We start from the raw sequence: 19,779 nt of genomic DNA, 5'->3' as shown, positions 1-19,779 counted from the left end.
TTAAAAGAATGCGACATATCTTACTGTGAGAATGTCGCATTTTGTTTTTTGGGGTGGTTATTGCTAATTGCCACGCTCGAGTGACTTTACATAGCGTCGGCTTAGCTCATCAGCCTGGGCTAAATTATCACAACTTACAAAGATAAAGCCTCGATATATGTCATGGCCACAGGTCATAGTGCCATAGCTTTGCCCTAATACTAGATTATTTTCATAATCTACTACCAATTTTTGCTCTTGCTCATTAAAGACAGCACTTAGCTTACCAAAATCATTATCTTTAGCTTGCTCTTGGTTGCGGCCATAGATTATTTCTTTATCAAAATCAAAGAAGCGTACACAAGCTGGCTTAATAGTCTTATTAAGCACCAGTTCTTTTTTATCCACTACGCAGCGCTTATACACAGCTAAAGGATTGTTTCCTAAGTAGCAAATAAGTTGTAAAACATTGTTGCCTGTTAAACGAGGGGAAATATCAATAATATAAGGCTTATTATCCTTTCCTACAAAGGCATCTGCTGATAAGAAACATGACTTTAAATTCAGTAATTTAGCCACTTCATTAAAGAGCTCTAAGAGCTTAAGACCATCTTTGGAATAGTCATCTACGTAATACGCTGTTTCCTGGCGATAAGGCGGTTTAGTAATATCTTTTTGGAAGAGAGCTAAAATATGGCACACCCCCTTGTCATCTACAAAGGTATTAATATTGTATTCAGTGCCATCAATATATTTTTCTACTAACAAAGTGTCGTTAATAAAGCGCTCTGGAGCCTGGTAGGCTAAAAGCTCCTGGCGATTATTAATCAATGCTGCGCCTAATGATCCTGAGCCATAGGTTGGCTTGATAATCATGGGATAGCCTAAAGTTTTTTCTATAAGGTCAAGTTTTGCTTTTCTTTGCTCAATTGAGCAATCTTCTAGCAATACATAAGGGCAATCATTGAGCTTATACTGACTACAAAATTCATGAAATTTGTTTTTATCAGTTAAAGTATCAATTGCTTTAAAAGAAGGGCCAGCAATATGGCATTGCTCATTAATGGTTCCTAAGTGAACTAGAGCACGCCCTACTGGAAGAGCGATAGAATGAGAGATATGTTCTTTAGCCACTATCTCTATTACTTTTTGCGTATCAGAAAAATCAATAGGATAGCAAGTAAGCTGGTCTTTGTGCAGCTCAACGTAATCATTAGGTAGCGCAATATTTTTATCAAAACAAACTACCGATAAGCCTTCTTCCATAAGCCTATCTAAAAATGGTACAAACTCAGCACTTGCGCCTAGCACCAAAACTTTAGGCTGCGACCGTTCAATAGGGCAAATAGTACTCATAGCGCATCCTTAAAGAGATGCACTCTTTGTTTTCCAATAAACAACATTTATTTCCTCTATATACACTAGCCCCCTACTGTTAACTAATAGTTAAACTAATAGTCTTATACCTATCATGGGGGCTATGTTTGCTAGCATCGAAAAAGAGTGCTCATGACCAATAATTCACGAGGCACAAATCTTGATGCGCAAATTGCATGTGATCTAGTAATTGAACCTACTACATCACCTTTCCTTTATATATACGCTTATATGATACTGTAGAAATATGCGCCAAATAAACTTATTTGCAAATGTTGTTAGTTAGATGGATGTCGTTTTTTTATCGCCGTGGTGAAACAACAGCTTGCCGCAATAGTAATAGGCAGCTATGGCACTAAGAGCTTGCCATGATCTTTGCTAAAGATACTATTTTTACCTAATAAGACCCAATGGTATTGGGCCTTATAAAGTACTAATAGCTTTTTTCAGCCTTTGGTAACTTCTAATACGGCTTTTTAAAGACATTGTTGATATCAATGCTTGGAGCGCTTAGGCCAGTAGTATTAGCCTCTTGCTCTGAGTTTGAGCTTGCACTGCTCTTAGGCTCCTGAGCTTGCGCCTGCGCTTGAGCTTGCGCCTGCTCCTGCGCTGGCAGCTGTTCTGGCTCTTGGGACGGCCTGTTAGCTTGAGCTGGTGATAGAGCTGCGCTAAACACAGAGGCAGCGTCCTTAGCACTGTGGGTAACGACAGTGGCAGGATCTGGGCTTGTTTTAGCTTCTGTGGCGCTGTTGGTTTTAGTAATTGCTTGAGCTTGCGCAGCAGAGAGCTCTTTGTTGTAGTCTGGGAGTTGAGATGGGTTAAACTTCAAGTCTTGAGCTTGCTCTAGAGCTGAGGTTGGTGAAACCTCGACCTCTTTTTGCTCTGTCTCTTGGGTTGATTTGTGCATTTGATCGCGCTCTTGTTGAGAATAGTACTCTAAGCGGCGGCCATCACGCATAGAAACAGGGCGACCCTTACGTTTTTCTAAATAAACTTTTAGCTGAGCATAGTTTTCTTTACGATGGGCATCTTTATAAGCCTGCATACGCACATCAGCACGCTCAATAGTAGCATGTAAGGTGTCTTGTTCTAATTCGCCCAGCCAAGCACAGCCAAAGCCCACAAATGTTGGCATCACATTTTGTGAACTGTTATGGCGGTCTATATAGTCAATCAACTCTTGCATTAAGGCCTTACATTCATGCTCGTCACAATTGGTCATAATAACCACAAACTCGTCACCAGCTAAACGCATAATATCGCATGGACGGGTAATAACAGTGGTTAAAGCCTCTGTTACGGTCAGGAGCAAAATATCACCATCGGCATGGCCTAATACATCGTTAGTGATTTTTAAGCCTGTAACGTCAGCATAAATTACACCTATAGGCTTAACCTTTTCATCTTGCCACTTAGCGCTATTGTTTTGGAAATAAGAGCGGTTTTTCAGACCTGTTAGAGTATCGGTATAGAGCATTTGCTTGATATTATCGAAATTATCTTGCACCAGATTAATATCAGAAAAGCTACCAATCAAACTGAGGGCATAGCCCTGCTCATTACGGGCTAAAACAATACCCCTACCTATAGTCCAAATATAGTGGCCATCATAATGACGTAAACGCAGGCAAAATTCAAAACTATCGCCATAACGAGGAGATTCCATAATATGGCGCTCTACAGCCATCATATCTCTATCGTCAGGATGAACAATATTAGCCCACTGTTCCCAAGTTTGAGGAAATTCCTGTTCATCATAGCCTAATAAATGGCAATAGTTTGCTGAAAATCTAAAACGGTTGGTTTCAAAATCCCAGGAAAAGAAATCATCTCCAGCAATTTCACGAGCAATAAACTCAGAGAAGGTACTTTGAGCATTAACCATATAGCCTGTAGCATGTTTTACTTTACCATCAGAAAAACGTGCTAACACCGATCCATTAATCACATAGGCCTTTCCTGCATTAGGGCCACGAGTAATTAAAACATCCTCAAAAATAATGCTACCTAAATCATGAGTGTCCATTACTCTAAAGAAGCGCTCCATATTACGCAGAGTAATGTGCTCTAAGATTTCATCTTGAGAAATCCAAACATTGATTTTATTTATGCCGAAACTAGCAGCGCAGTTTTCATCCAGCATAAACTCTCTAGTGTCACCCCTAAAAATCCAATAGCCAGGAACCTGCCTGCCATCAAGTAAGTTTGGCTTTGTATTCTGACTATTGTTCATGGCAACCTCATAATTTGTCTAAATAAACAATCATTGGGCTCATAAATGATGAGCATTTTTTAGGGGCTTATAGCTTGTGGCTTACAACTTATAGAGCTATTGGGGTTTAGCATCCTGAAGCTTATTTAAGAAGGCTTGGGCCTCATGTAAAGCACTTTTTGCCTCATAAGAGGAAACCTGCTCACCAACTTCTAGCGTAGCACTATCTCTAAGATTAGGGCCATTATCGATTTGATCGCCATCTTGCAGACGAGCAGCTTTAGCAATCTTATGGGCTTTATCTAAGATCTTACTCTCTTTGTTGAGATCGGAGGCTCCCACCTCTAAAGAACCAAAGCCAGCTATTAAGTCATCAGGCATGGTAACTGAGTTTTGAGCATATCTCATATCATCCAAGGCAGCTTGCTCTGCTGCTAAAATTAATAAGCGCTCTTGCTCAGCACTAATCTTAGATTGAGCGCTCATAGAGCTGGTATTAGCATTATCTTGATCCCAAGACATAGTAAGGCTATTTTTATTGACCAACTCATCAGGGACAGAGCTTTTAGCAACCTGATAGACATCACCTGAGCCATAAGAGCCTTGAGCTCCCTCTGATTTAATGTCAAAGGCAGAGTTTTCCTTGAGCGGCTCTTTAATAGCACTAGCACTATCTACTAGACCTACCTTTTCTTGAGCATCATTACGAGCATCAATTTGTTTTTGAGCCTGGGCTAGCTCTTGAGCAAAATCAAGCTCAATCTTTTGTAGGCCAGCCGCCATAAACACCTCAGCTGAGGCCTCTGCATGTCCTGGCTGATATTGCATGCGAGACATAGCCGCTAGAGGTGACTGCTTATGGAAAGTATTATTGATATAAGAAGACTCACTAGCTACCTTATTATTTTGAATAGTATCAATATTACTATGCTTAGCAAACTTTAGTTCGTAAGCCTTCATAGCCTTGAGCTGTTGCTCAGCAAGTTTATTTCTTGCCTCTAGTGATTGCTCTACTTTGGCTGCACTAGCAATTAGTGATGGGTGAACACTATTAAATCTAACTCCATAAGGAGAGCCCTGATAATGCGGTACTTTACCTGATGAGCCAAAAGAAGGCACTAAACCTATAGTTTCAGTATTTGGGGCATTAAGCTTACGCTCTTGCTTGTCCTCATCCTTAAGCTGATTGCTAGGCACTACATCAGGCTGATCGTTCTCGTCCTTATCTAAGTACTCTAAACGACGGTTATCATTAAATACAACCTTTTGACCAAGAGCATTTTCAATGAAAGATTGCAACTCAGTATAAATGCGTGTTCTATGGGCAGTCTTATATTCTTGCAAGCGCACGTCAGCACGAGCCTCACAGCGCAAGAAAGTATCGCCATCATCAATTTCATTTAAAGTAGCAATACCAAAACCAAAATAAATTGGTAAAGGGAACTCACGATTGCGATTACGTTCATCTAAGGTACAGGCAAACTTATTGATAAAGCTCTTACACTGCTCGTCAGAGCAATTAGTAAAGATCAATAAGAACTCATCACCAGATAAGCGTACTACCTCATGATCCAAATAAACATCATTAGAGAGGATTTGGGCTGATAACTTAACCAGCTCATCACCCTTAGCGTGGCCTAAATAATCATTAATAACCTTAAGACCAGAAATATCTACATATACTAAGGATAAAGGCTGACTTTCCTCCATAGTAAAGTACTTATAACGAGTATTAAGGTAGAAGCGATTATGTAAGCCAGTTAATGGGTCTTGGTAGATAGAACGCTTTAAGCGCTCAAAATTAGAGCGCACCACATCAATGTTGGTAGTGGTACCAATAATACGAGATGCCATACCTGAGCTCTTACGCTCAATTACTAAGCCTCTATCGATACACCAAATATAATAACCACCACTGTGTTTAATACGATAAATACTTTCGTAATAATCACCTAAATTTGGGTTGTAGATAATATCGTTTTGCTTACGATATACCATGAGATCTTCAGGGTGAATAAAGTTTTCTTCAAACTGTTTTACTGTTCTTGGCATGCAGTCATTATCTTCTAAACCTAGCATGACATGATATGCAGCGCCGTACTGAACTTCACCAGTAAAGGTATCAATATCAAAAGAAGAGGAGTGATTCATAAACTTACACAAGCACTCCATATACTTAGATTGTACTTGAGTAAAGTAACCTGAAACCAACATAGCAATGCCAGTATCATCTCGCTGAATCACAGAGCCTGAAATATAAAGACGCTCGCCTTTATGAGGGCCTTGTTGAATCTTTACATGGGAAAAGATCTTATTACCCTCTGATGGATTGAAAAAGACACTAAACAGCTGCTCTTCATCAATTAAGGACAATTGATTATTAATATAAGAGCTCGGGATCCAATCTCCAGTGTAAGTAATACCAATGAGACGGCAACTACCCTGATCAAGCAAATAGCGATCTTCACCATTATCATATAAGAAGTAGCAAGGCATATAGCCACCACGATAGTGGGACATACTATTGTCTACTATCCTATGATGGGAAACTAATCCTTGTACTCCCAAGCGCTCATGAGCACTAACGCCAACCTCAGCAACATCCACATGTTTATGCATTTTAAATGGAATGTTATGCTCATTATGGCTCTTAGGCTTAATGCCAGGCACGCCAAGGCATTTTACTTGGCTAGAGTTATTGTTTAGCACCACCCCGTCTTCAGGGCCATCACTAGAAAAGGCACTAGCTGGCAGAGTGCTTTCCTCATGAGCCTCGACACCACCTTGAGCCCAATAGCTAGGATCATCATGGCGTACTTGGCTTTCATTAACATCCTGCTCTAAATCAGACTTTGGTGTATCTACCAGCGCTGCTAGTGGGTCAAATGGGGTGTCAATTTTGCTCGGATCCAGTCTCTCGTCATGATGCTCTACAGGCAAATGATGGTTATCGCCACCAAATACATCATCATAAGCAGAGTGGCGCTGTGTTACCCCAACCACACTATTGCCATTAGCACCAGCGCTAACGCCAGAGCTAGCGCTGCTAACGCTAACGCTAGCGTCTGCTCCAGCAGCGCTAGCGCCTAAAGCCGCCCCAGTGTCCTTACTCTTAGTTGCTAAGCCTTGGTTTTCTTGGGTGGAGCTGAGGTCTTTATTTGTATAGCTATTAGCATGAGAGGTAAAGCCAGCCCTAGTGTCGCCATGAACTGAATCAATATAAAAACGATCTTTAGGCACAACACGCTCTAAAGAGGTTTTGATATAGGAAAAAGGCGACTTGGTGCTATTAAATTGGTAAGCACCTTGGGAACTTATACTAATTGGAGCCTTACTGTCATCAACTTGGCACGTAATATCTTTAGTAGCAGCTTCGTTATTTTGGGCAATAGACTGCTTATCAATGCCATCTTTCATAGCTAAGTCAGCTATAGCTTTGGCATTTTCAAACAAAGCATCCTTGCGATCTTGAGGTTGGGCATTGTTCTTAAATTGAAATTCACTATCTTCAATCAGCTCGTGCTTTTTCATGGCATTAATACGAGCTTGCTCAATAGCATTTTGAATTTCATCTTTAGAGTGCTCAGCAAAAGGATCGAACTCAAAATTATCACAAGACTCAGCAATATTTTCTTTAATATCTTGATCTAAAGTTGATAGCTCTACTTTCTTAGGGGTAAGAGGCTCACTTACGGTAGCATGCGTGGTTAGTGGTTCTTCTTTTAAAACAATCTCAATATTTTGCTCTACTTTCGGATGCTGGGCACCTTGAAAAGCCTTGGTATGATGCAAAATCATCAATGACTGTGCATTATGTTTTAAAACATTGCGTGCAGAAGGCTTTAACAAGTCAGGCAATGGCTCGTCTATATTATTTTTTGAGCGCTCACAAGTATCGACCTTGCCAGACACACTACTGGCAAAGTTAGCTCCTTTATCATCAACAATTTTAGAGCGATTTTGTGAGTCAGCCATGACGCTCTCCTCTGCTAGCATTGGTAGGGTAGCTTTGTTACAAAAATAATTTTAGCTACGAAACTAAGGCTCTAAGCCTTTGATTAGGCTTAATAAAACAACTATAAAACGGCTTACACCTATTTTAACTAAATTACTGCTCAAGACTTTAACCTTGTGCCTTGGCTACTTTGGACGGACAACACAATCCAACAGCACTAAAATAGCTTGTCTCCCCTAGTGTTTGCGACTAATAAAAGCTTCTAAAACAAACAAATTTTGAGCTAAATTAGCTCTCAGTCTCAGGACATTGTGTAGTCCTTGCTTAGTAAAAGATGTAAGGTGTCTTATTATCATTATAGCAACTCGCCCTTTAAATGGCTAATTATATGCGCCACTCTTAATGGCTCTACGCCAAGGACAGACGTTTGAGGCATGATAGGCTTTTGATCTTAATCATCGCTATAATCAATCAATCAGTGACCTATCAAGTATGATAAAAGTTGGTTTAATACCAATATTGGCTTGTCTAGCATAATAAGCACTACTAAGTTAACCCATAGCCCCTACTTTTTTCGTATCATATTAAAGTGTTGGGCATTTCTTTTTTGTAGGGCAAGTTTCGTTCTTATGAGCTTTGAGTTTCGTGATCCTGTTACATATTGCTATGACAAGGTCTATTTATTAGTAGATTGCAATAATTTTTTTTGCAGTTGCGAACGCTTATTTCGCCCTGATTTAGAGGGTCGCCCGCTCCTAGTTCTATCCAATAATGATGGTTGTGTTATCGCTCGCTCTCAAGAGGCGAAAGATTTAGGCATTCCTATGGGCATAGCTGTCTTTAAGATTAAAAATCTGATTAGACGACATCATATTGTAACTTTTTCCTCCAACTTCTCTTTGTATTTGGATATCTCAAGACGTGTTATGGAGGTTTTAGAGCATCTTTGCGATGATACCCAAGTTTACTCGGTTGACGAGGCCTTTTTATGCTTTAAACACATCAGCGAAAAAGAAGCTTTAGATAAAGCAATCTTAGTGCGCAATGCCGTATTTAACCTCATAGGCATTAATGTCGGTGTTGGTATTGCCCATACCAAGACCTTAGCTAAGCTGGCTAACCATCATGCTAAAAAGCATCGTCAAGAAACTTACGGCTTGTACTCCATTTTGCAAGATATGCCTAGGATTAATTTACTAAAAAACAATCCTATCTCAGAGGTATGGGGCATAGGCCGTCGCCTTAACGAACGCTTAAATGAACAAGGCATTCATACTGCCTACCAGCTATCGGTGCAAAATTATGAAGCCATTAAAAAAGAATACAACATTGTCCTGATGCGTACGGTACAAGAGCTCAATGATTTAGATGTAATTGAGGATGAGTCTGATATCAACCACACTATGCAAATTATGTGGTCTCGCTCCTTTACCAAAAGACTTACCACTCTTGATGAGCTTCACCAGGCCTTGGCTAACTTTGTAGCCTCTGCCTGTCACAAATTACGTAATCAAAATAAGTACTGCTCTCAAATCACTGTCTTTATTAGAACCTCTTACTTTGGCAATGATCCAAAATTTGCTGCCGATAAAACAGCCAACTTAAAGGTTCCAACCAGTGATACCAGAGAAATTTTGTATGTAGCCACCCAGCTTTTAAAAATGATTTTTGCCCCTGGCTATAAATACAATAAGGCAGGAATAATCTTAGGCAATCTCACCGCTACTCGCAGCTTCCAAAGTGATCTCTTTACCAAGGCTAAAACCCCACAAGAGCAAGAAAAGTCCGATCAACTAATGAAAGCTATTGACCAAATCAACCACCAAGGCCACGAGCAAAACATCTTTATTGCCTCCCAAGGCCCACAAAAGGCCGAAGCCTTTTCCAACAAAAACTCCCTCTCCCCAAGTTACACTACCTCTTGGGATGACTTGCCTAAACTAATATAAGGGCCTAAGGGCACAAGCCCAGAGGGCTAGGCCCAGGTTTAAGCCTCAAGGGGTGTGGCCTTGGGCTGTGGCTATTAGCCTGCTTTAGACTTATGGAGTTTATTACTTTTTAGGAAATATTATGAGGTAGGCCTATGATTTACTAATGAGTAGTAGTCTGGTACGTGCTATTATTTAGCTTACAGAGGTTGTATTAATTGTTTCTAGCAACTCGTGATTAACTAGGGCTGCTTTTTTGTCTTCTTTTTTACCCTCTTAAGAGTTTATGTTTCTTTGGTTGTCGTCATATTTAGGAGAGAATCGTGCATAGTTGGAACATGGGATACGATACAGGCACTAATTATACCTACCATTTTTTTAGCCAACTTAATCCCTATGGTCTGAGATTTAACTTTTTATCTCAAGGTTTAGCCTTTCCTAAAATTGACCATAACTTTACAGCCTGTGAACTTGGTTTTGGCAATGGCCTGAGCATTATCATGAACCAAGCAGCCACTCAGGCTCAATGGTATGGCAATGACTTTAATCCCTCTCAGGTAAACTATGCTGACTTATTAGCTCAACATGGAGCAATCAAGGTTCATCTTAGTGATGATGCCTTTGATGAGTTTTTAGGACGTGACGACCTACCTATGTTTGACTATATCTGTTTACATGGTATTTGGTCATGGATTTCTCCTCAAAACCAAGATGTAATTGTTGAATTTGTCAAAAATAAGCTCAAAGTGGGCGGTATTTTGTATGTTTCTTACAATACTACAGGCTATTTTGACAATCTAAGACCATTTAGAACCATACTAAACTCCTATATCCAAACCTTAGGCGATCCTAATAAGAATAGTGAAGAGCAATTGCCTGATGCTTTAGCTTTTATTGACAAACTACTTGCAACCAAGCCTGCTTATATTAAAAAGGCTCCTTGGGCACAAGAGAGCTATAAGAACTTGATTTGCCAAAAAGACCAGCGCTATGTTTCTCATGAGTACACCAATGATTATTGGTTCTTAGAAAACTTTGATAAGGTGGCTCATAAATTTGAGCAGGCCAAGCTTAGCTATGTTTGCCAGGCAAAATTGGTCAATAATTTAAATAGCTACTACCTTGAACCTAAGCAGTTTGAGGCCTTAAAACCTTTTATTGGCACCCCTATGTACGAGCAATTGCGTGATTTTATTAGCCGCAATAATTTCCGCTCAGATGTTTATGTAAAAGGCGCAGTCAAACTAAGCACTAAGCAGCAAGATAAAGAGCTCGATGCTACCTACTTTATCTGTGATAAGAATCTTAAGCACGAGAACTTTACTGCTATGATTCATGGCTTTGACAAGAAAGTTGACCTGAAAGAAATTGAGCCTATCTTAGGCATTTTTAAGGACAACAAGTGCCACTCTTACCAAGAGCTAAGAACTACCTTATGCTCTGAGCAAGATAATGGCACCACCACTCTTACAGAGGAAGAGCTCTTTTGTAAGATGGTCTATGCTGTATCCCATGGCATGCTACAAGTAGCTGTGCCTCCTGAGCAAATTACTAAGGAGCTAGTAGAGCGCTGCTTAAAGCTCAACTACCACTTATTAGGTGGCAACCAGAATGAAGATATTAGAGCCTTAGTATCTCCTGTATTAGGTGGCGGCGTATTTGTTAGCGATTTGGATAAGGTACTACTTAGCATTGCTCTTAAGCGTAAAGATCTCAGCACTGAACTGATTACTGATATTATTTTAGAAATACGTACTAGTTCTAATCCTGATAGCAGCATCACTTCACAAGAGTCTTATGATTTAGCGCAAAAGTATGCTCAGGAATTTATGCAATTTTCTTTACCTTTGTATCGCACATTGATGGTCATTTAACATTAAGGGCACCATAATTGCTTACTAAAGCTATACTTTAAGTAGGTGATCATGTTTTTATCATAAGATAATTGCGCCCTTTGGCTTAAACATCTACATTGTTAACTTACTAAATTACGAACTAGCCTTTTAAGAGCAAATACTTAAGAGGCACAGAATTTACTATTAGTCATAATAACGCCAGACATTTTTTAGGAGAGATAGCTGTGCACAGTTGGAATATGGGTTACGACACTGAGACCAACTATAATTATTTATATTTTGGTCAGTTAAATCCTCACCGCATTCGTTTTAACTTCATTTCTCAAGGCTTAGCCTTTCCTAAAATAGATCAAAACTTTAATGCTTGTGAATTAGGTTTTGGTAATGGCCTAAGCATTATTTTGCATAGCGCAGCTTCTATTGAAAGTTGGTATGGCAATGACTTTAACCCATCTCAGGTTAATTATGCTAAGCAATTAGCCAAACATGGTGATGTGAACGCTAATCTTAGCGATGATGCCTTTGATGAGTTTTTAAAGCGTGATGACCTACCTATGTTTGACTATATTTGTCTACATGGTATTTGGTCATGGATCTCACCTGAAAACCAAGATGTCATTGTTGAATTTGTTAAAAACAAACTCAAAGTAGGCGGTATTCTTTATATTTCTTACAATAACAAGCAGGTTTACTCTAGCATTGAGCCTTTCCGCTGCATCATTAACTCCTATATCCAAAACTTAGGAGATCCAGCCAAGAACAATGTACAAAGCATTCCAGATGCTCTTGCCTTTGTTAACAAACTTGTTGCCACTAAACCTGGCTACACTAAGCATACCCCATGGGCACTAGATCGCTATACCAACAATGTTATCAAGCAAGATCAAGAATATGTTGGCCACGAGTATGCTAATGGTTATTGGCTTTTACAAAACTTTGAGCAGGTGGCTGCCAAATTTGAACAAGCTAAGCTTTCCTACGTTTGCCAAGCTCACTTGCCTGATAATCTTACTGACTACTTCCTTTCTGATGAGCAAAAAGCACTCTATAAACAATATGTTAATACCCCACTTGCCAACGAGGTATTAGATTTTATTAGCGAAAATAGCTTCCGCTCTGACATCTACGTTAAGGGTGCCGTAAAGCTTAGCACCAAGCAACAGTTAAAAGAGCTTGATGATACTTATTTCATCTGCACTCGCCCAATTGATGGTAATGATTACCAATGTAAATTTAGAGGCCGTGATCATAAGATTGATTTAAAGCGCATTGAGCCTATCATAAACATTTTTAAGGACAATAAGTGTCACTCTTACAAGGAACTAAGAGAAACCTTATGCTCAGAGTCTAATACTAAAGGGAAGAATGCCCCAGTAATCAGCGAAGGCGAGCTCTTTTCACAAGTAGTATATGCAACTGCTTGCGGTATGATTTTCCCTGCTACTAATCCAGAATTTATTAACGAGCAAATGGTTGAGCGCTGCATTAAGCTCAATAAGTACATTCTCAACGGCAATCAAAACGAGTCTATTATGGCTTTAGCCTCACCTGTCTTAGGTGGTGGTATCTCTATTGATGATGTTGATAAGGTGCTTATGAACTTAACCCTTAAGCTTCAAGACATCACTCCTGAGGTATTAGCGTTTGCTATTAAAGATATTCTCATTGATAAGAATAGTAACGAAAGCGAACAGGCAAAAATTGAAGAGCAAGCCATTATTTACGCTACCAATTTCTTGAACTTTAAGATGCCTCTTTATCGCACCTTGATGTTGGTTTAATTTAATCCAACACCTAAGTAAGCTAGCTTACAGATATAAGCTAGCTTGCTGATAGCAGCTTTTGAATATTTGTCTACTAAACGCAAGGATTGTTTTCTATGAGTAGTTGGAGCATGGGCTATACCACGGATACAAGCTACGAGGCTAAGTATTTTGGTATGCTCAATCCTTATTTATTGCGCCTACTCTTTTTATCTCAGGGTTTAGCTTTTCCTAAACTAGGGGCTCAAACTACAGCCTGTGAACTAGGTTTTGGTCAGGGGCTTAGCGTAGTACTCCATGGTGCTGCTACTAAAGTACAGTGGTATGGCAATGACTTTATGCCTTCCCAAGTGCTCTTTGCTAACCATTTAGCAAAGCAAGGAGAGGTTAAGGTTAATCTTAGTGATGATGCCTTTGATGAGTTTTTAAAGCGTGATGACTTGCCTATGTTTGACTATATTTGTCTACATGGCATTTGGTCTTGGATCTCCAAGTCTAACCAAGACGTAATTGTTGAATTTATCAAGAAAAAACTCAAAGTAGGTGGTGTACTTTACATTTCCTACAACGTCACTGCTGTTAACGAAACTATAGAGCCAATACGCTTTCTATTGAAAAGCTACATTGACACTAAAGGCTCCCCTAACTTAACCAATGTCCAAAATTTGCCTGCTGCTTTTAACTTTGTAAGTGAACTTATTAAGCTTAAGCCGCAATATATCAAGCACAATCCTCACGCTAGCGACCTCTTCCAAAACAAAATGTACTCTAGAGATCACAACTATATTGCTCATGAGTACCTTAATAATTCATGGCAATTAGAAAGTTTTGCTAAGGTAGCTAAAAAGCTTGAGAGTGCTAAATTAAGCTATGTTTGTCAGGCCTTGCCTTTAGAGAACATGGATAACTTGCAATTTAGCCCTGATGAGATTGCCTTATTTAAAGAGCAAAGTGATCTGGGTGTACAACTGCAGCTTAAAGATTACTTCCGTCAGGCATCTTTCCGTACTGATGTTTATACTAAGGGTATAGTCAAACTTAGTGCTAAGCAGCAATTAGAGCAGCTTGATGATACCTACTTTATCCTAATACACAATCTAAGCAGTAAAGAGCCTAAGACCGTTAACTGTAGAGTTGGTAACAATACTAAAGTTAATCTTGAGGCATTTAAGCCTATTCTTGACCTAATGTCAGATTATCAAGTGCATTCTTATAAGGAGTTGCGTCAAGCCCTGTGCCAGGAAAGCAACCCTATTATGAGCACTAGTGAGCTGACTGATTTAATAGTTTATGCCACTGCTGCCAGTATTCTTGATGTAGCCATTAATCCTCAAGAGATTGATGAGGCTACTATTGATAGTTGTCGTAAGCTCAATTTGTTCTTAACTGAACACAATAGCCAAAGTAGTATTGAAGTTTTAGCCTCACCTATTACTGGTGGAGGTGTTTTTGCCGACAACCTAACTCAAAAACTATTACATGCTTTTATGCTCAATGAGAACCTTACTAAACCTCAGCTAATTGAGCTTATGAAAGAAAGCTTGAAACAAAATAGTGACAATCAAGATCTCGATCTTGATACCCAAGCCATTACCGATACTTTAGATGAGTTTGCTCAGACTTTCCTTAAGTTTAATTTACCTTTATTTAAAAGTCTCAAGATCATCTAAAGTCAAAGAATTTTTCTAATCGTTTTACCATTATAGAGAGATCGTTGCATGTCTAACTGGAACCAAAAATACAAGTACGATTTACCTTCTACTTTTGCTAGCAGCAAAGAAATAAATCCTCTTTACTTGCACTATGTACTATCTTCAAAAGGCTTTGCTTGTCCTGATTTTAAAGAGGGTAATACCTTATTTATCGGCTGTGGTAATGGTTTATCTTTAAGCATGCACACTGCCTGCAATAGCTCTCATTGGAAAGGCATTGAGTTTAACCCTGTTTCAGTTAACTCAGCCAAGAGACGTGCTAAGCAATGCCATATTGCTATTGATTTATGCGCTGACGATTTGGAAGCATTGGCCCAACGAGATGATTTGCCAAAGTTTGATCTTATCTGCGTACCTGCTGTATGGTCTTGGATTGCCAAAGAAGATCAAGAGCGCTTAATTGATATTATTTCCAAGCACTTAAACGATGGTGGTGTGTTATTTATGTCCTACAACTGTACTGTAGGTATGATTAACTACGAGTCAGTGCGTGAATTACTTAAGCTCTATGACACTACCCATCACATTGATTCTTTAAACGACCAGGAAAGAATGATGAGCTTAAGCAAGTTCTTATTCCCTGTAGTGGAGAAAAACGCAATTTTTGTGTGCTCTCAACCTGATTTTTCTGATCGCTTAATTGAGGCCAACCATAATCCAAAGCCATTTTTATCTGAAAGCTTAAACACCTATTGGTCTATGGATCACTTTAGTGAGGTATCTAAGCGCTTAGAGCGTGCTGATGTAGGCTATGTTTGCTCTGCTAACAGTATTGATAACTTAGATAACATTAATTTAACTAAAGAGCAGCGTGATTTCTTAGAGCCTTTATTAGGCACCAACTTATATGAAGAAACTCGTGACTTTATGGTCAACCAGCGCTCTCGCTTTGATATTTATATTAAAGGAGCTGTACCTTTAAATCCTAATGAGTACTTAGCAGAAGTGTCCTCCCACTTTATCACTCTTATGATTGATATTAGTGGCTTTGACTATGTATTAGAGGGCAATCAAGGCCCAGTTGAGCTTGATAAGAGTATTTATGAGCCTTTATTAGCTATCTTATCTGATAATAGCCCTAAGAATATCGGCGCTATGATTGATGCCATGCTCCAGCACAATGCTGAGCTTAATGTTACTGACATTATTGAAGCTATTAATACTTTAATCTTTGCAGGCGTTTGCTCTTTAGCTCAAGATCCTCGCACTATTAGTGAAGAGACCTTAAACCAGTGCTTAATGCTTAACATCAATACCATCAATAACTTCCAAGAAAAGGAAACTATTAACTTATGTTCTCCTTTACTTCAAGATCTTGTAACCATTGATCCTATGGATGCCTACATGTTAAGAATGGTAATTGCCAATCCAAATTGCAACTACCTCCACATTGTTGAAGGCCTCCTTACCCTCAATGTACAAGGTGTTATTTCTATTAACTCTCAAGACGGTACTGTCAGCGAAGACCAAATCATTGAAAGTGCCACTAACCTCGCCCAGACCTTCTTAGAGAACACCTTAGTGACCTACAAGAACCTAATGCTCATCTAAACCAAGCCAAAGAGAGGGCCTCTGCTCAGCCCTAGCCCCAGCACCTGGTTCTATCCTAGAACCAGGCGCTGAGGCAGAGGCAGAGGCAGAGCTAATACCTATAGCAGAGCTACCCTACTCTTTATCCCATACGCTCAGGACTACCAAGCACCACTTGCTAGTCCTGAACTTTTTTCTCTCTTGCCTCTTGCCTCAACCCACCTCTCCTAGCACTACGTGCTTAGCGCCTGCACCAAGGGAATAGCACAATACGCCCTGTGCATAGCCACCGCACAGCATGCTTAGCGCCCGCACCTACAGCTTGGATGCCCTCTTTGTCCAAAATTGACATAACTTTAGGTATTAACAGGCAGCTAAGATTAAGCTGTTGCCTACTTAAAAGTGCCATATAGTATGGCTAGGCTACTTTTAGGTTTGAAGTTTGAGACGCTGGCTCACCAGCAAAGGCATGGGAACAAAGCTTTACGATTAACCAAGCAACTAAACAGCTAGCGAAAGTTTCCGAAAGTTCGTTTACTGTCTAAAACAACATCATTAAAGATAATGCCTGCTCCAAGGCAGGTATAGTTGTTAACGAACTTTGGGAAAATTTCACTAGGTTTTGATTTTGTCTCTATTTAAAGAGCAGTAAATAAGAGGCATGGCTATTACCTAAGCTTTAGCTAACTAATTAGCGCTAGTATACTGTGCTAGAACCTATGAGAATTTTTGCTTAAATATTTTGGCTTAGCTCAAAAAAAATGCTTTTAATTGGCATTTTTTAGCAATAATTTGCGATAATGCTACGATATTTTTCTTTTTTAATTTTCTTTAAACCCTGGAAAACCAATGCTCGCTAAGATCTTAGATTTTGCACCTGCAATTGCCTTTTTTGTCACTTACCGTTGGTCTGGAGATCTGGTTTTAGCCACCAGCGTGATCATCGCCTGCTGTTTACTATCATTTTTAACTCAATACATTTTGTGGCGTAAAGCCTCACGTATGCAGGTCTTTTTAACCATTGCAGTATTACTCTTTGGTCTGCCTACTATTTTGCTAAAAGATCCAGCCATTATTATGTGGAAGCCAAGTATTGTTAACTGGATTTTAGCTGTTACTATTTTTGTCTGCCAATTTATCCTACATCGTAATCCATTTGCTTACTTATTTGGTCGTGAAATGCCAATACCTGAGCACATCTGGTTTAAACTTGGTACCTACTTTATGGTGTACTTTGTTTTTGCTGGCTTGCTTAACATGGTAATTGCATTCCACTTACCACAAATCTTTAATATTGATGCCAAGACCGCTGAATCTTATTGGGTAGACTATAAGACCTTTGGTAGCACCATTATTAATGTTACCTTTACTCTCTTTGTCTTTATGGTAATTATGCGCCGTCATCCTGAGGCTTTAGCAGCTTTTAAGGATGTTCATAAGGCTAAAACAGCCGCTGCTCAAAATAGCGCTACTACCAACAATCCAGCAGAGTTTGATGCTAATGCTCCTATTGTTAACAACTCTGATGCAGCAGCTAATAACAATAAAGAGCGCAGCAATTAAATTTATTTTTATTTCTCATTAATCACTAAAGGCCCCTCAAGGGCCTTTTTAATGATATTAGCCATATCATTGTGGCATAATGTAGGAAGATAGATATTTGTAATTAAAGGATGGATTTATGCCTGACATGAACTACGGCAACATCAAGTATGCCATTATCCCAGTTGCAGGTTTAGGAACCAGATTACTTCCAGCTACTAAGGCTATTCCAAAAGAGATGATGCCGCTAGTTGACCGTCCTTTGATCCAATTTGTGGTTAATGAGGCGGTAGCTGCTGGTATTAAGAATATTGTATTAGTAACCCACTCCTCTAAAAACGCCATTGAAAACCACTTTGATACCTCATTTGAGCTGGAAGCTACTTTAGAGAAGCGTGTTAAAAGACAGCTCCTCTCTGAGGTACAAAACATTATTCCTAAAGACGTAACCATTATGCACGTTCGTCAAGGTGAGGCAAAAGGTCTGGCTCATGCCATTATGTGCGCCTACCCTATTGTGGGCAAAAATCCTTTTGCTGTGCTCTTGCCAGATGTGATCCTTGATCCTATTCATGCTGACTTACAGAAAGAAAACTTAGCCGCTATGGTTAAGCGCTTTGAAGAGACAGGCGTTGCGCAGATTATGGTCGAAAAGATCCCTCACGAGGATGTTTTTGCCTATGGTATTGTTGATGTAGGTGGCAAGGAGTTAGCCCCAGGCGAAGATCTTCCTATCAATAGCATTGTTGAAAAGCCAGAGGTTGAGGAAGCTCCTTCTGATTATGCTGTAGTGGGCAGATATGTCTTACCTGCTGAAATTTGGCCACTATTTAGACGTACTCCTTTAGGCGCAGGCGGCGAGTTCCAACTTACTGATACTATTGATTTGCTTATGAACATTGAAAATGTTCATGCCTATGCGGCTGTAGGTCATAGCCATGACTGTGGCAATAAGCTTGGCTATACTCAAACCTTTATTGAGGTTGCTTTACGTCACCCAGACATTGGCCCTCAAGTAGCAGAATTTATCAAGAACATTGCTAAAACCTTATAATCCTTTCACAGGCACTCATAACGAGTGCCTTATTTTTTATAACAAATAATCTTAGCTATTTAACAAATCCCGCTTTTTTACTAGATATCAAAACACAATATTTTGTTAAATTCTATTATTTATCCCAAACTCCCAGAACCAAATACCACCACAGCAACCTCAACACCAGCCGCCTCTCCCTATGACAAACCCAATCTGCCAACCTACCAACACCCCTACTACGCCCAATAGCTTAACTATTAGCTCTAAGCCCTAACAATTTGCACTACCCTATAAGCTAACACCCCCTTACCAGCACTAGCCACCTATGAAGCTCAGTTTAGATACTCCTAAGATAAATATTTTATTGCAGCATTTAGACATTACAGCCTGAGCAGCTCTCTTAGATTGCAACTTGCAGCCTCTATAGCAACTGCTAAGCAGACTTTACATCTTTACCACGCTTTTGGATTGTACCTTTAATGCTTAGTAGCTGCTGTAGCAACAGTTAAGCTGGTATTACATCTTTGCTCTACTGTTGGATTGAACCTTTAATGCTTAGTAGCTGCTGTAGCAACAGCTAAGCTGGTATTACATCTTTACCCTACTGTTGGATTGTACCTTTATAGCTTTGCTGCATAGCAGATGCGGGATCATTTTTAGGCTGGTGGTGCAAGAGCATAGCTCCAAGAGCGAAGCCCCAAAAGCGAAGCGCCAAAAGCGTAGGTTATGGATGATGGGAGTTTGATTGAGCCTTGGTATTTTTTGAGGCTGAGGATGATGATTGGGGAGTAAACTTTGCAAAAGTTGCATGAAATTATCTATTAGCAAAACTTAATTAAGTAAATGGTTTTTCTAATTATTTGGCTTAAATATAGGAATAGCTCATTAT

General features: G+C 39.6%; 10 protein-coding genes. 7 read left to right on the top strand and 3 right to left on the bottom strand.

The annotated features are described in order from the left end of the window. Positions 1–63: 63 nt before the first annotated feature. From MXE38_RS01085 to MXE38_RS01075, 3 genes are all read right to left on the bottom strand, one after another. A complete protein-coding gene (locus MXE38_RS01085; protein ID WP_246910184.1) occupies positions 64–1,335 on the bottom strand; it encodes an ATP-grasp domain-containing protein in 1,272 nt (423 codons plus the stop codon). Positions 1,336–1,819: 484 nt separating this feature from the next. Beyond that, complete coding sequence (locus MXE38_RS01080) at positions 1,820–3,589, bottom strand: diguanylate cyclase (protein ID WP_246910182.1); 1,770 nt, start codon at positions 3,587–3,589, stop codon at positions 1,820–1,822. Between the two features lie 96 nt (positions 3,590–3,685). Then, entirely contained in the window at positions 3,686–7,543 is a 3,858-nt protein-coding gene (locus tag MXE38_RS01075; protein WP_246910180.1) for a sensor domain-containing diguanylate cyclase, read from the bottom strand. A gap of 609 nt (positions 7,544–8,152) precedes the next feature. On the opposite strand from MXE38_RS01075, the gene MXE38_RS01070 reads away from it, so the two are divergent. The 7 genes from MXE38_RS01070 (at position 8,153) to galU (ending at position 18,908) form a co-directional block, all read left to right on the top strand. After that, positions 8,153–9,472, top strand: a complete 1,320-nt coding sequence (locus MXE38_RS01070) for a Y-family DNA polymerase (protein WP_246910178.1) — start codon at positions 8,153–8,155, stop codon at positions 9,470–9,472. Positions 9,473–9,774: 302 nt separating this feature from the next. Beyond that, the gene (locus tag MXE38_RS01065) at positions 9,775–11,325 is read left to right on the top strand and encodes a class I SAM-dependent methyltransferase (protein ID WP_246910176.1); all 1,551 of its coding nucleotides are present in this window, start codon (positions 9,775–9,777) and stop codon (positions 11,323–11,325) included. Positions 11,326–11,531: 206 nt separating this feature from the next. After that, complete coding sequence (locus MXE38_RS01060) at positions 11,532–13,088, top strand: class I SAM-dependent methyltransferase (RefSeq protein ID WP_246910174.1); 1,557 nt, start codon at positions 11,532–11,534, stop codon at positions 13,086–13,088. Positions 13,089–13,186: 98 nt separating this feature from the next. Further along, on the top strand, positions 13,187–14,740 hold the full coding sequence (locus MXE38_RS01055) for a methyltransferase regulatory domain-containing protein (protein WP_246910172.1): 1,554 nt from the start codon (positions 13,187–13,189) through the stop codon (positions 14,738–14,740). Positions 14,741–14,788: 48 nt separating this feature from the next. After that, entirely contained in the window at positions 14,789–16,333 is a 1,545-nt protein-coding gene (locus MXE38_RS01050) for a class I SAM-dependent methyltransferase (protein WP_246910170.1), read from the top strand. Between the two features lie 828 nt (positions 16,334–17,161). Then, positions 17,162–17,875, top strand: a complete 714-nt coding sequence (locus tag MXE38_RS01045) for a septation protein IspZ (protein ID WP_246910168.1) — start codon at positions 17,162–17,164, stop codon at positions 17,873–17,875. A 118-nt stretch (positions 17,876–17,993) separates the two neighbouring features. Beyond that, positions 17,994–18,908: a UTP--glucose-1-phosphate uridylyltransferase GalU gene (galU, locus tag MXE38_RS01040; protein WP_246910166.1), complete on the top strand. Its 915-nt coding sequence runs from the start codon at positions 17,994–17,996 to the stop codon at positions 18,906–18,908. The last annotated feature ends 871 nt before the right edge of the window (positions 18,909–19,779 follow it).

It is taken from the genome of Anaerobiospirillum sp. NML120448 (assembly GCF_023050945.1).
Classification (GTDB): Bacteria; Pseudomonadota; Gammaproteobacteria; order Enterobacterales; family Succinivibrionaceae; genus Anaerobiospirillum.
Note: the sequence above shows the minus strand (reverse complement) of the source record. Positions and strands in the feature narration are given on the sequence as shown.

Excerpts from the sequence above, each read along its gene's own strand:
- MXE38_RS01085 (WP_246910184.1), bottom strand. The coding sequence starts at position 1,335 with ATGAGTACTATTTGCCCTATTGAACGGTCGCAGCCTAAAGTTTTGGTG.
- MXE38_RS01080 (WP_246910182.1), bottom strand. The coding sequence starts at position 3,589 with ATGAACAATAGTCAGAATACAAAGCCAAACTTACTTGATGGCAGGCAG.
- MXE38_RS01075 (WP_246910180.1), bottom strand. The coding sequence starts at position 7,543 with ATGGCTGACTCACAAAATCGCTCTAAAATTGTTGATGATAAAGGAGCT.
- MXE38_RS01070 (WP_246910178.1), top strand. The coding sequence starts at position 8,153 with ATGAGCTTTGAGTTTCGTGATCCTGTTACATATTGCTATGACAAGGTC.
- MXE38_RS01055 (WP_246910172.1), top strand. The coding sequence starts at position 13,187 with ATGAGTAGTTGGAGCATGGGCTATACCACGGATACAAGCTACGAGGCT.
- MXE38_RS01050 (WP_246910170.1), top strand. The coding sequence starts at position 14,789 with ATGTCTAACTGGAACCAAAAATACAAGTACGATTTACCTTCTACTTTT.
- MXE38_RS01045 (WP_246910168.1), top strand. The coding sequence starts at position 17,162 with ATGCTCGCTAAGATCTTAGATTTTGCACCTGCAATTGCCTTTTTTGTC.
- galU (WP_246910166.1), top strand. The coding sequence starts at position 17,994 with ATGCCTGACATGAACTACGGCAACATCAAGTATGCCATTATCCCAGTT.